The organism is Paenibacillus agricola, assembly GCF_011440305.1.
Taxonomy (GTDB): domain Bacteria; phylum Bacillota; class Bacilli; order Paenibacillales; family NBRC-103111; genus Paenibacillus_S; species Paenibacillus_S agricola.
Genome location: NZ_JAAOIW010000011.1, coordinates 178,632 through 191,986, shown reverse-complemented (window position 1 = coordinate 191,986; position 13,355 = coordinate 178,632). Strand labels below are relative to the sequence as shown.

The window sequence follows — 13,355 nt, the reverse complement described above, 5'->3', positions numbered from 1 at the left end:
ATGATTATAGCAAGAAGGAACTCATACCTTTTCTATAGGTTATGAATTCCTTCTTGTTGGTAAGGTTTATTCCGGTTTGTTGCCAGCCTTAGGATCATTAACAAAATTTGATTTGAAATCTGAATAAACCAGATGGGTCATCATTCCTGCTGATGCGTGATGCAGGTCGTGACAGTGGAACATCCAATCACCGGGATTATCGGCTTCAAAAGCCACAACATATTCTTCTCCTGGTTTCAAATTTAAAGAATCCTTGATAATCGGCGAACCTTCCATAGGTTTGCCATTTTTGCTCAAAACTTGAAAGAAGTGTCCATGCAGGTGCATAGGGTGATCATCCGTCTTGGAGTTATTAACTAGACGTACTTTGACAAGATCCCCTTTTTTCACTTTAATGGCCTCTGTATCAGGGAATGCCTTATCATTGATTGTATAGACCTGTTCTCCATTCTTTGCTTCGGTATTCAAATTCATTGTGTATTCCAAGTTGAAATTTTGATCCAACGAGAACTTAGACTGGGAAGCCTGGCCATACTTAGTAATGTCCAGCATAGGCAATTCAGCGGTCTCATTAGCTTGATCCTTGGACCCTTCGGAACCTTCATATTGGATCATGGCTTTCATTCCTTTGACAGGCGCTTCTTTCCCGTGTTCTTCTAAATACCATTGGCCGGGGGTTGTAGCTTCAAACTCAAGATCGTATCTCTCACCGGGCGCAATTGCGATAAGTTGGTCAGTTATTGCACCAGGATTATTGATAGGTTGGCCGTCAGTTGCCGTAACCTTAAACTCTTGTCCATGAAGATGCATGTTATGAGACATGAATCCTGCATTGATTAATCGTATTCTGACCTTCTCACCCTGTTTGACAATGAGCTTATCTATGGCTTCGCCCGATTTTCCGTTAATGGTGAACAGATCATACATAGTGTTCATGTCATGTCCTGCCATTGTAGAAGCTTTTGGGCTTCCTTCTGCTGTTGTGTCCATGTTCATGTTGCCGTGGTCCATAGTGGATTGTGTTTCTTGTTTAGGTTGCTCAGCAGAACCACCCATATTCATTTTCGAATGGTCCATATTCGACATATCCATATTTGGCATAGGCTTACTTGACATGTCCATGTTTCCAACGCCCGCACTATTCCATTCATCCAATATTAACGTGTAGTCACGGTTAACCTTATCATCAGCAGTCTCTACGATGAACGATCCATAAAGACCCTTATCAACTTGGTTTACACCGTCTTGATGGGAGTGGTACCAATAAGTCCCGGGAACATCCGCTTTAAATTCATAAATAAATGATTGGCCGGGCTGTACAGCATTTTGGGTAACTCCGGGAATACCATCCATAGCATTGGGAACCGGTACCCCGTGCCAGTGAATAGTAACGGGATCCGGCAATTCATTTTTCAAATTGATTTTTGCGGTTTCACCTTGTTTTACGCGTATTTCTGGGCCTGGTACTGAATTGTTAAAGGTCCATACAGGAATGGTCTTTCCGGGCATCACATCCAAATTGCTTGTTTTTGCAGTAAGATTGATTTCTTTGCCGTTTAGGGTTTCATTTTTTGATGTAGAACCTCCAGCGGGTTGCCCTGGCTTATCTGCAGCTTTTGGATCCATAGACTGTCCCATTTTCGAATGATCCATGCCTTGCATTGTACTATCGGAATTGTTAAAACATCCAGTTAATATAGCCGCAAGTGCACCCGTAACGATTATTAACTTAAAGGGGAGAATAGTTTTCATGATAACCTCCATTACATTTTTTTTCTTAAGCACAAGCTGACGACATGATCATATAAAATTTATGTGTAGAAACTGTGAAGTGGCATATTCTATTAACTGGATAACTGCTTATGATTGACTAACTCTATCCAAATATACTACAATTCGTAGTATCAGGATGTGAGAAAATGAATATAAAAAAGTACAACGTCAATGAAGAAGGGCTTAATCGTTTTTTTGGGCCCCTTGAAGCAAAAATTATGGAGGTTTTATGGTCCTCTGATGACGGAATAGCGGCTAAGGAAGTACAAGAACTTGTGAATAAAGAGCACCCCATTACATTTAATGCAGTCATGACAGTGATGAATCGTCTGTTCGAAAAGGGGCATCTCCAAAAAAACTCGCAGGGCCGCGGGAGAGGACGAATCTCTACTTATAACGCGGTACAAACGAAGGAGCAATTCATTAACGAGCAAACCAAAGCGGTAACTCGCGGACTTATGAGTGAGTTTGGGGATCTTGTAGTCAATCACATGGTTGATGCGCTAGAAGATTCGGATCCTGAGTTATTAGCGAAGATCCAAGAGAAAATTAGTGCTATGCAAAGCAGGAAACAGCCATGAAAAAGATAGGTGCAATGTTGAAACCCAAGTTAGTCATTGTATTTCTGTTCATTTTTGTTTTGATCCTACTCTTGCAAATGGGATTTTTCGTGGCCCACGAAATATGGAAGATTGAATCAGAATGGAATATATTTCAATATTGTTTATCTATCATAGATGAGAATACAATGGGCCATCTTGTTGTAAAATTCCTCTTCAATCTGCTTATCCTATATACGACTGGGAGAATTGCATGGAGAATTTGTAAACAGTTTTATTTATCTGTAAAATGGTCCCGTATCTTTCAAAATAGAAAGCATAGGAAACTTACGAAGAAGTTGAATTACAAGTATCGTGACTGGAATGTGAAGTTTATTGTTGTAAGAGACGAGTCATTTATTGCTCTGACTATGGGATTTTTACGCCCAAGAATTGTCGTATCCACCGAAGTTCTCGCCTCTTTTTCGCCAAGTGAAATCCAAGTGATATTACAGCATGAAAGGTATCATTGTACACATTATGACCCATTAAAAATATTTTTGTCTACGATGATGGTAGATGGGCTGGGGTATGTGCCTATAATTAAAAATTTCCACCACTATTACAAAACTTGGAAGGAGCTAATGGCGGACCGTTTTGTGATAAAAAAGATGGGTACTGAATATGATCTAGGAATCGTGCTCTTGAAGCTTTCTGAAATGAACAAACTATCAAGGCCAATGATCGGCATCCCTTTTGCAGATACAGCTTTTAACTATCGTATGTTACAATTTCTTCATCCTGAAGTACCTGTAAATGTTCCGGTTTTACAGTTTAGACCGGTTATGATTTCTTTTTTTGTTCTAGTGATGATGTCTATTGTTGTTTTAGGCGGGTGTAGTTAAACCCGCTTATCTTTTACTTAAATTAACTACATGATGTAGTTATAAAGAAGGTGATCATTTGAATACAACTGACTTAACGATATGGCTTGTGTTTGGAGCAGGCTTTTTATCATTTATATCTCCTTGTTGCCTGCCGCTATATCCTTCTTATTTATCTTATATTACCGGTATTTCAGTCAAAGAATTAAGAGAAGGGAAAGGGCTTTTACAAAGACAAGCGCTACTTCACACCCTTTTTTTCATATTAGGCTTCTCGATCATCTTCTTTGCGCTCGGGCTGTCTGCAAGCATGCTTGGGGATTTGTTCTCCAGCAATCGTGATTTAATCAGGAAGCTTGGAGCCATTTTGGTCGCGGTTATGGGACTAGTGATGATGGGTATATTCCAACCTAAGCTCTTCACGAAAGAAATGAGGTATCAGTATCATACAAAGCCTGTTGGGTACATGGGATCCGTTCTTGTTGGAATCACCTACGCGGCAGGTTGGACGCCTTGTATTGGGCCGATCTTAGCGTCTGTATTAGCACTAGGCGTCAGTAATCCTGGACAAGCCGTTTACTATACAGGAGGCTATACATTAGGATTTGCTATCCCATTTTTTATTATGGCCTTTTTTATTGGAAGAATGAAATGGATCCTTAAGTATTCCAGTCTCATGATGAAATTAGGCGGCGCTTTGATGCTGCTCACGGCACTATTACTTTATACGGATAAAATGACGGTAATAACGATATTTCTGATTGATAAATTCGGGGGATTTACCGGCTTTTAGGGAGTGGGGATATGTATTCTTATTTTAGTATGATCAGTGTTTTCTTAAGTGAACCGTTCGTTAATGCAGCGAACACGGATATTGCTATGCTGGCCGCATTATTTCTTGGGTTTGTCGGATCCTTAGCCCCTTGCCAGATCTCTGCTAATGTTGCTGCCATCACATATTTTGGGAATCGGCAGTTCCAAGAGAGGCTGTCATGGGTTGAAACAACGATGTACCTTCTGGGTAAAATCGTCGTGTTTATCCTGCTTGGCACGTTATTTTGGTTATTTGGACAACAAATTACAAAGGAGTTTATCCCTTTTCTTGCTTTCGCTAGAAAAATACTGGGGCCGCTTCTTATCCTAATCGGATTATTCCTGCTTGGATGGTTAACGGTTTCTTTTCAACTAAGCAACCGTCTTTCTGAAATGATAAGAAAACGATCTGACCGGATAGGCGGGAAAAGTGGGGCCTTTCTTATGGGTTTTGCCTTTTCCCTAGGGTTTTGTCCTACGATGTATGTATTGTTTTTTGGCACGTTAATGCCGTTAGCTTTACAATCTTCTTACGGCTTTATTCTACCGATTGTATTTGCGGCAGGAACAGCCATGCCGTTCTTATTGTTTGCCGGCTTAGCCGTGGGATTTGGTTTAGACCGGGTGATGATTAAACGTACAAGGCGCTGGGGACTTTGGATTCAAAGATTAGCAGGCATATTTTTAATCATCTTTGGCATTAGTGATACGATGGCCTATTGGAACTTATAAAGGAGCTATGCGGATATGAAAAAACAATGGTTTATACTGTCGGCTATCATATTGCTAGGTTTGCTGGCGATCTATCAAACTACATCCGCCAATAAAGAGGAACTGCCTAAGGTGGGATATAAAGCGCCTGCGGTATCTCTTCAAGGATTGGATGGAAAAATCTATTCTTTTGAGACCTTGATAGGTAAGCCTGTAGTTCTTAATTTCTGGGCTTCGTGGTGTGCGCCTTGTAAAATTGAAGCTCCTGAGCTGGTCAAGCTACACGAAAAGTATAAGGATCAGGTAGAAATTTATGCAGTCAATATAACCGCAAGTGACAGTGTGGAAGGAGCCAAAACATTTGCTAATGAATACGGGTTTACCTTTCCGGTTCTAATGGATGTCGAAGCGGAAGTGGCGAAGAAATATCAAATTAGCCCTATCCCGACCACATATTTTATTAATAAGGAAGGGATCATTGTAGACAAGCTGCTAGGCTTGACAGACCCAGATTCGTTAGACAATAAATTTAAGCAACTTATTCAGTAGGTGGGGGATTATATGCCGGAAATTATACAGTTAGGCCCTTTTATGATCCAATCGAAATGGTTGCTTCTGATTGTTTCGGGATATATTGGCTATGTTATTATGCAGGCTGCATTAAAAAAAACAGCAAACAATGGTTATATTCCACTTTTGGATAAAACAATCAATGCATTGTTTATGGTGTTCCTCTGTTGGAAACTCAGCCCGCTTTTGTTCACCCCCTCCATTTTATGGACGAATCCACTCGGCTTGCTCGTATTGCCTGGCTCCATATACGGAATTTGGATAGGAATTTTACTTGCGTTCCTCTATTTATTTAGAGAACTGCGTTCGCAGAAAGTACCCGTTTTATTTTATGCGGACTTACTTTCTGTGGGTTTGGTTTCGATAATCTTTATTTATCAATTGTTAGGGTGGAGGTACGGTTCACTTACCTCTGTTGTATGGGGAATATCCATATTAAATCCGTTATTTAGATACCATCCAATCAATATATACGTTCTTTTGGTTACTCTTCCTATGTTGGTTTGGATATATAAAAACATGGCTTCACTTGGAAGAGGTAAGATATTCATTAATTTATTGTCCTATTACATGATGGGGCTTATGTTTATATCTTTTTTTGAAGTGAAAATCAATTTCCTGTTCGGTCTTTCTAAATACCAAATGGCTTACTTGTGTTTGATGTTGTTTAGCTTTATTTTATCAGCCATTTTAAATAGGTATAAGCAACATGGAAAATCGGAGGAAGAAAGGAATGGGATACAACATGATGGAATCGGGTTACTATCATCTGATTCAAGAAATGCTGCTATTGACGAAATCCGACCTGAAAATTCGAGCGAAGAAAAAAGGACAATTCTATCAGATAAAGCAGGATGCATTAATATTCATAGAGACTGAGTGGTTTGAGGCTTTGTGTATGGTCACACAATTAAATCCGGACGCTGTTAGGGAGCAGTTGATAAATCCGAGTAAAGCTCACAAGCGAAAAATATAATAAAGGGGTTTTAAGCATGAGGGTCGTTTTGTTTCATATAGGTAATTATCCTGTACGTTCTTATGGGCTCGTAGTTGCATTGGCTGTACTATTGGGTCTTGGTGTGGCCATGTATCTCGCGAGAGATACGAAATATCAGAAGCATGTCCCTAATCTTGTTATGTATTCTATCGTCGGTGCACTTTTGGGAGCGCGTGTCTGGCATGTTTTCTTTTTCCAATGGGGGTATTATTCCCAGAACCTTTCTGAAATCCCTGCTATATGGAATGGTGGCATTGCCATCCAAGGTGCATTGGTAGGAGGATTCATTGTCGCCGCTATCTATTGCCGAATCCAGCGAATATCGTTCTGGGAATTAGCGGATGTGCTGGCTCCAGCGATTATATTGGGACAAGCTGTTGGAAGAATAGCATGCTTTCTTAATGGCGATGCTTATGGTTCTCCTACAAATTCCGGCTTTGGCATCGTATACCCGGAAGGAACGATGGCCTATGAAGAATATGGTTCCCAACCGTTATGGCCAGCCGAAGTGTGGGAGGGTCAATGGGACTTCATTGTGTTCGCCATTTTGCTTATGTTGAAAAATAAAGAATGGCCAAAAGGATTTCTTTTCTTAACCTATAATATACTGTATGCGTCAGGAAGATTTATGCTTGAATTTTTGAGAGGGGACTCTCCTCGTTACGCCTTGGATTGGACAGCAGGTCAATGGACGAGTGTTGCTGTTATTCTGACGAGTATAGTTATTATGACTTACTTTACTCTACAGCATAAAATGAATCGATTGACTGTGCCATTCGGTAAATAATGTTAACATTTTAAGTGCAAATCGTTGGATGGAGTAATGAAAAGGGACAGAGTGATGATATTACGATAAAATATTGTTTCTAGTTTTCTCATATACTTGCCTACTATCTACCTTTGTTATCTGTAAAATTCTGATGATCTATACAATACTAAAGAAACATGAATAGAAAGTGAACAAGGCTGGTAGTATGTTGTTTTGTTCACTTTCTATTCATAAAAAGATGCTAATATAGATGTAAATGAATTAGGAGGCCGATGCATGAACAAGCAAGTTAAACTTCTTTCAGTTTCTGGATGATACGATACCGGGCGAACGAAAGCGCCACTATTTTACGATCATGGATGTACAAACCAAGCGAATGATTAAGCTGGTCAATGATCTTCTCGATATGGCTCGAATAGAAGCGGGGCAGTTGGAAGTCCGACCAGTAAATTGTAATTTGTCGGAACTGGTTCGCCTAGCTATGGCTCGCATGGAAGCTGAATTTGTGAAAAAACAAGTCAATGTGGAATTGATATCTGAAGAAGCACAAGACATCCACGTTTTTGCCGATCCGGATCGGATTGATCAAGTATATATCCTGGATTCCCGAATTTACATAACGAGGATTGAGCAAAAATCCAGTAATACCAAGGGATTTTTGTGGATAAAGACCTTTAAATTGATCGTTATGTACTTCTATTCATAACGAGGATCTCTTCCATTATTTGTGTGGCTCTATGAACTCAGTTTATACCTCAAAAATATAATTAGGAGATTAAAAATCTCATTTAACAGCAATTACATCCTTAAATTTGTAATTTATGGTTTGTAAATGGTTCGAAGTCTGAACTGTATCGCCTTGCATGGTGAATATTGAAAGATTCCTCGTTATGTGTGCTCGGGAATCCAGGATATATGGGAACGATTTTATAAATCAGATATTGCCCGAACTAAAAAGGTGGGTACGGGACTTGGCCTGTCTATTGTTAAGCACATATTAGATCTCCATAAAAGCCTCATTCACGTGAAGAGTGAAGTGGGAATGGGGTCAGTCTTCATTTTTACACTCCCTATAGCTCCGAACATGTCTAAAAAACCTGGAAAAGAGTGATTCTCCGGCCACGGCCATCTTCTGTTCATAAAACATTGCTATACTGGATTTTGCAATAAGAGATCATGAAAACAAAGAGGAGGAAATCTCAATGAGTAAATTACCAAACTCCAACAGCGACAACGGCGAGAGGCCGACAGAGGATCGACCACCGCGCACACCACGCTGGGTGAAGGTGTCTGGGATCATCGCAATCGTCCTGGTCCTACTGATCGTCGGTCTCATGCTCTTCGGCGGTGGTCAACACGGCCCTATGCGCCACATGCCGTCCTCCAGCGGCATAGAGCAAGGAGTGAAACAGCCATGATCATGAAACCCGGCCTCCGGAAGTTCGCGCTCACCGCGCATGTCACTTCCTCGGTCAGTTGGATCGGCGCGGTCGTTGCTTACCTAGCTCTCGTCGTCGCTACTCAGACCAGCCAGGATGCTCAGACGGTGCGTGCCGCCTTTATCGCGATAGAGCCGATCACCTGGTTCGCCCTCGTTCCGCTGGCCTTCGCCTCGCTGCTAACTGGGCTTATCATGTCACTGGGTACCCCGTGGGGCTTGTTCCGACACTACTGGGTCTTGGCGAAACTCCTACTAACTGTCCTTGCCACCCTCGTCCTGCTGTCGTACACGCAGACAGTGAGCTTCCTAGCAGGCGTAGCGGCAGACCCCAGTGCCGATCTCGGCAGGCTCGTGGGCGGGAGCCAATTCCTCCACCCCGGGGTCGGCCTGCTGGTGTTGCTCGTAATCGTGACGCTGTCGGTGTATAAGCCGCGGGGCTTGACCCGGTACGGATGGCGTAAGCAGCAGGAGCAGCGTAAGGTGTCGCAGCCGTAGAAGCAGCGACTCCTGCTCGGCCTCGACCGAGCTTACCCTGTCCTGAACTTGCTGAGGTGACGACGGCATAGGAGCGCAATCAATGCGAGGCTGAGGACCACCCGGCGGAGTTCGCTCGATTTTTCGCTGTCCATATTGAAAGAGAGCCGTGAGAATATTACCGCAAAAGAACGCAGGCAACTCTCATGCTTCGAACCGCTGGCTGTGTGCGAGGAACCAATAAGATAGTACCAGCGCAACTAACACAGCCCGCAAACGTTTGGATTACCATTGAAAACGACCGTCAAATGATCTTTCGGACGATTTTTCTTAATACACAAGCTAAGGCAAGCGCGAGTCCTCAGGGAAAGCCACGCGTGCCATCCGCCACCATACCAACATCGATCCATTAAAGGCTCTCAACTAAAGAGGATCCTGTCAGGCACGGTTAGAGAGTATCGCCAACACCCCTCACAATACGGCACTAATGAGAGTCCAGAGGGAAGCTCCCATTGAAAGTTGGGTGGTCACTCCCCTGTGAATGTCCATACCTCCGACCTGCTTAATCCACCGAATCCATCCCTTGCAATCGCATACCAAGGGTACGTTTGGCCCAGTTGAACATTCGGATAAGGGACTGTGGCGGTTTGCCCACTTGGAACCTTCGATACCTTTCCAATCAGTTCATTGGTTCTGGAATAAATCCCGACATAATCGGTCGCAACTCGCTTTTCAATCGGCTTAAGATTGAGCGGCAGAATGAATTCATCTTCCTCCGGCTTGAAAAAATTATATTTTTTCAGATAAGGCGAATACGTATTAACGAACAGTCGCTTGTTCTCCACATCGAATTGCAGAAAACGCATAAAGCCCTGTCCACCTTCGGGGCCATTCTGGTAATCACTCAGCAATTCGAGCACCGTGCGGTCACCGGTCTTTTTGATATTGTAAGCTACACCAGGATTGTGGCCGCCCAGCACCATGAACACATTGGGGTTAGGCTCTACGAGCCGCTCATATACCCATCTGCCTTGGCCGTAATAAGCACGGTTAGGCTTTAAATATTCGTGAGATCGCAATAATGACATTGCGGTCCGCATACTTTTTCAAAATATCGTCAGCCCAATCAAAAGTCTTTTTGTCGATTACCCAACCCAGATAAACGATGACGAAGTCATTGCCTTTAAAGGAAACGAGGTCATAATGGTCTCGGTTATTGTTCAGGTCTCCTCCGAATGTAGGCTGTTTCACAACTCGGTCGCGGCCGAAATATTTCCAATATTCCTCATAGTTACCGAGGTTGTAGGCTACATCATGGTTTCCTGCCACGATCCCATAAGGAATATTAGCGTCATCCAGCGTTTTCATACTTCTAGAAGCATTTTCCCACTCGGATTTACTATTCCAGTTGTTAACAATATCTCCCGTATGGACCAAGTAGTTGAACTTTTTTTCCTTCCAATTATCAACTGTACACTTGGTCATGAGATCATAAATTTTCGGGAATGACTCCGAATAATATTGGGTATCTGTCATCCATAAGAAGGCAAAGTCATACTCATCCGGCTTAGGAATCCGATCCTGGACGAGCACTTCTACTTTTCCACTACGGACCACTTGCTCCGCCTTGATCCTTCCTTTTAGCGTGAAGTCTTCAGTGCCTTTATTCGAATCGACATCCTCCCATTCCAAGGTATCGAAATTCCATATATACATCGTGACCAATCGATCAGGCAAAGAATGCCCGGTCCAGACGACCTCAGAATCGATAAGCGGGTCATTGCCGACCTCAAAAGTAAAACGATGGTAAGGAAACTTCTCTTTATTGTCATTAACCAGATACTGTTGGTCCCTGGTTGCAACGAGTGCACGTTGCTCATTGGTCATAGTGGTCTCACCCTCAGGTACTAATACAAGAGGAGGCTCACGGTCTACGGCATGGCTTAAAGCTTCATGCTTGCCAGGTCCATTCAAATCGTAGCGCCTAGCCTTATAAAAGGATACTTCCAAAAGATCCTTGGTAGCGTCACTAACCAGCTCACTAAGCTTAAGCTGTGCCGTTGATACTGTTGTTCGATCTGCCGGTGATGGTTGAATCGGAAGCTCGGGCATTTCATTCAACACTTGAAAGGAAACGGCATTGCTCGCTTCATTACCCGCTTTATCAGACGTAGTAACCTCAAGTTTATGCGTTCCCACCGGAAGCTCCGCTGTCTGAAACTCGGCCGGGAGCTCAATCAGTTTACCATCGAGCTTGCCTATTATGGAATATAATGGTCTTGGCCTTTTTACTCGTTCCTTCTTCAGCGATCAATTCCACCTTGTGGTTACCATCAGGTAATTTCTCCGTATCCCACAAATAATAAACGCTGCGGTATTTGTCTTCTTTAATTACATAATTGAATTCCTTATGGAAAGAAGCCGCCTCATGGGCAGCACCTACCGAGCTTCCTACGGTGTATACGGTCGCTGTTTTATAATTGGGATCATCCAGAACGGTTCTATCCCCCAGCTCAAACTTAAGGGCACGGAATTTCCATTGGTCATGCTCACCTTCTTTATCATCAGGCGATTTCTTAGTTCCCGAGCGAAGTGTAATTTTATTGCTTCCTAGCTGCAACAGATTGGCATTGATAGGAATAGACATCTTGGTATAAGCCGTCAAATTCTTATCGAACGTATAGGCAAGCTTGTCATTCACCCATATGCTATTCTTAAAGCCATCTCCCGACTTCATGCCATCCGCTTCAAAGGAAAGAAACGCTTGCTGCTGCATAACCGGTTTTGTCGGCATCTGAACATCGTCAATTAGCAAGCGTAGCTTGGTTTCGGGTTTATTGCCTGTAGCAATAATACCTCTGGTTCCTCTTACTATATCTCCATTATCCATCGAAAGCGTAAGGGTTTCGTCATTCGCCAAAGCCTGCGGAATGCCCACCTTATCAATGGCGACCCATCGAATAATCCAAAGTAAGCCGATAAGTGCAAGAGCTGTGAAACATATATAAGAACGATCTTTTGAAAAGGATTGAAGTGCACGTGCTTCTTCATGCTAGGGCCTCCTTGTTACGAAATCCATTATAGGCATATTCATATATTAAACTTGAAGAACTGGAAACAATCGTTAAACTTAATTTGGCAGCTACAACAGTACATATTTTAACCATGATTACCTCATAATAAATTTCGAATGATTTGACATGAAGGAGCAGAGGAATCATGGTAAAAAGAACGAGGTACTTCATAGCGGTTTTATTAGCAGTTGTGCTAATTGTTTCAAGTGCCTGCACCAATAGAAATTCGCAGGGCGTAGAAAAATCGCAAAATCAAAGCAATACAATACGCCAATTAGCTCTTTCCCCTGATGATGCGAGAATTCCCTTAGTCGAACAAAATGGAATGAAATATGTACCACTTCAGGAGCTAACTAATGTCATAGGTTTTCAAACGAAGTGGATTCCGGAAACAACTTCATTGGCTATTGGGGACATCGATGCATTTTACCAATTAACCATGAACTCTACCCAGGCTGAAATAGAAGAAAAAATCATTCAATTATCGTCAGCTCCAAACATGATAGATGGAAAAATGCATGTTTCTGTTGATGTGATGGACGATGTTTTCAAGGAAGATATGCACTATAAAGTTGTAGAAAACGAACTGATCGTTCACGGCGTATCACTAGAACCGGGTATGGAAAATTTGGATGATGCAGAAGAAACAGATACAACTGAGGTAGACTTTTTCGGGGACGATCCAAATGATCCTTTTAAAGGTGATGATCCGGAAGGTGAAACCGATCTATCGACCGAACAAAATACAATAGATGAGCAAATTAGCCAGGGACAAGGGCCGGGGCAAACAGGCGGGGGAGAAGACGGAAAGTCTTTTCAAGCCGCAGCATTGAGAAACATTAATATGAATAGTTTGATCAGGGTAGCTAGAAGATATCTAGGTGTGCCTTATGACTTTGGAACAGGGCCGTACCAGCGCACTGGCAAATTTGATTGCTCATCTTATACACAGTATGTGTTTGGGAAGTTCGGTGTTAAACTGACCAGGATTTCTCGTAATCAGGCAAGGCAAGGTGTGTGGGTCAGTAGAAGGCTGCTTCGGAAAGGAGATCTCGTATTTTTCGCTGTTCCTGGGCGGTTCAAATCAAATAGAACAGTTGGTCACGTTGGTATATATATCGGGAATGGAAAAATGATTAATACATTTTCGAACAAAAAAGGTGTGCACATTACATATGTTAACAGGGGGTATTGGTCCAAAAAGTTTCTTTCGGCAAAAAGAGTCGCTTATTAACTTTGTAAGGGAAGTCACAGGAATGAAAATTTCTTGTCGCAATACCCAATATTAAGAGGAGTGGACGCAGTTATTT

General features: G+C 42.4%; 15 protein-coding genes and 1 pseudogene. 12 read left to right on the top strand and 4 right to left on the bottom strand.

Annotated elements, in window-relative coordinates; genetic code table 11:
* Positions 1-66 precede the first annotated feature (66 nt).
* Complete coding sequence (locus G9U52_RS26160; protein WP_375790290.1) at positions 67-1,743, bottom strand: multicopper oxidase family protein; 1,677 nt, start codon at positions 1,741-1,743, stop codon at positions 67-69.
* A gap of 176 nt (positions 1,744-1,919) precedes the next feature.
* On the opposite strand from G9U52_RS26160, the gene G9U52_RS26155 reads away from it, so the two are divergent.
* From G9U52_RS26155 to G9U52_RS26105, 11 genes and pseudogenes are all read left to right on the top strand, one after another.
* On the top strand, positions 1,920-2,354 hold the full coding sequence (locus tag G9U52_RS26155; protein WP_166153599.1) for a BlaI/MecI/CopY family transcriptional regulator: 435 nt from the start codon (positions 1,920-1,922) through the stop codon (positions 2,352-2,354).
* Positions 2,351-3,217, top strand: a complete 867-nt coding sequence (locus tag G9U52_RS26150) for a M56 family metallopeptidase (RefSeq protein ID WP_243767564.1) — start codon at positions 2,351-2,353, stop codon at positions 3,215-3,217. The genes G9U52_RS26155 and G9U52_RS26150 overlap by 4 nt, the downstream gene beginning before the upstream one ends.
* 58 nt (positions 3,218-3,275) lie before the next feature.
* Positions 3,276-3,989: a cytochrome c biogenesis CcdA family protein gene (locus tag G9U52_RS26145; RefSeq protein ID WP_166153598.1), complete on the top strand. Its 714-nt coding sequence runs from the start codon at positions 3,276-3,278 to the stop codon at positions 3,987-3,989.
* Between the two features lie 11 nt (positions 3,990-4,000).
* Positions 4,001-4,741, top strand: coding sequence for an urease accessory protein UreH domain-containing protein (locus tag G9U52_RS26140; RefSeq protein ID WP_166153597.1), 741 nt, complete (start codon positions 4,001-4,003; stop codon positions 4,739-4,741).
* 15 nt (positions 4,742-4,756) lie between these two features.
* Complete coding sequence (locus G9U52_RS26135; RefSeq protein ID WP_166153596.1) at positions 4,757-5,269, top strand: TlpA family protein disulfide reductase; 513 nt, start codon at positions 4,757-4,759, stop codon at positions 5,267-5,269.
* Between the two features lie 12 nt (positions 5,270-5,281).
* Positions 5,282-6,169, top strand: coding sequence for a hypothetical protein (locus tag G9U52_RS26130; protein WP_166153595.1), 888 nt, complete (start codon positions 5,282-5,284; stop codon positions 6,167-6,169).
* A 113-nt stretch (positions 6,170-6,282) separates the two neighbouring features.
* Positions 6,283-7,074, top strand: coding sequence for a prolipoprotein diacylglyceryl transferase (gene lgt / locus G9U52_RS26125; RefSeq protein ID WP_166153594.1), 792 nt, complete (start codon positions 6,283-6,285; stop codon positions 7,072-7,074).
* A gap of 286 nt (positions 7,075-7,360) precedes the next feature.
* A pseudogene (locus G9U52_RS26120) lies at positions 7,361-7,762 on the top strand (sensor histidine kinase); the annotation flags it as partial.
* A 186-nt stretch (positions 7,763-7,948) separates the two neighbouring features.
* Complete coding sequence (locus G9U52_RS26115) at positions 7,949-8,167, top strand: ATP-binding protein (protein WP_311764930.1); 219 nt, start codon at positions 7,949-7,951, stop codon at positions 8,165-8,167.
* Between the two features lie 91 nt (positions 8,168-8,258).
* Positions 8,259-8,474 (top strand): hypothetical protein, encoded by a 216-nt coding sequence (locus G9U52_RS26110; protein WP_166153592.1) that lies wholly within the window; start codon positions 8,259-8,261, stop codon positions 8,472-8,474.
* Positions 8,471-8,992 carry a DUF2269 domain-containing protein gene (locus tag G9U52_RS26105; protein WP_207953203.1) on the top strand — a complete coding sequence of 174 codons (522 nt, stop codon included), beginning with the start codon at positions 8,471-8,473 and terminating at the stop codon, positions 8,990-8,992. The genes G9U52_RS26110 and G9U52_RS26105 overlap by 4 nt, the downstream gene beginning before the upstream one ends.
* 506 nt (positions 8,993-9,498) lie before the next feature.
* Here G9U52_RS26105 and G9U52_RS40295 read toward each other — a convergent pair.
* From G9U52_RS40295 to G9U52_RS40285, 3 genes are read right to left on the bottom strand one after another with little or no spacing between them, the layout of a single operon-like run.
* Positions 9,499-10,059, bottom strand: a complete 561-nt coding sequence (locus G9U52_RS40295; protein ID WP_243767563.1) for a metallophosphoesterase family protein — start codon at positions 10,057-10,059, stop codon at positions 9,499-9,501.
* Positions 10,022-11,170, bottom strand: coding sequence for a metallophosphoesterase (locus tag G9U52_RS41465; protein WP_311764929.1), 1,149 nt, complete (start codon positions 11,168-11,170; stop codon positions 10,022-10,024). Before G9U52_RS41465 ends, G9U52_RS40295 begins: the two co-directional genes overlap by 38 nt.
* Before the next feature lie 43 nt (positions 11,171-11,213).
* Entirely contained in the window at positions 11,214-11,861 is a 648-nt protein-coding gene (locus G9U52_RS40285) for a hypothetical protein (protein WP_243767562.1), read from the bottom strand.
* A gap of 329 nt (positions 11,862-12,190) precedes the next feature.
* On the opposite strand from G9U52_RS40285, the gene G9U52_RS26095 reads away from it, so the two are divergent.
* Entirely contained in the window at positions 12,191-13,279 is a 1,089-nt protein-coding gene (locus tag G9U52_RS26095) for a C40 family peptidase (protein ID WP_243767561.1), read from the top strand.
* Positions 13,280-13,355: the final 76 nt, after the last annotated feature.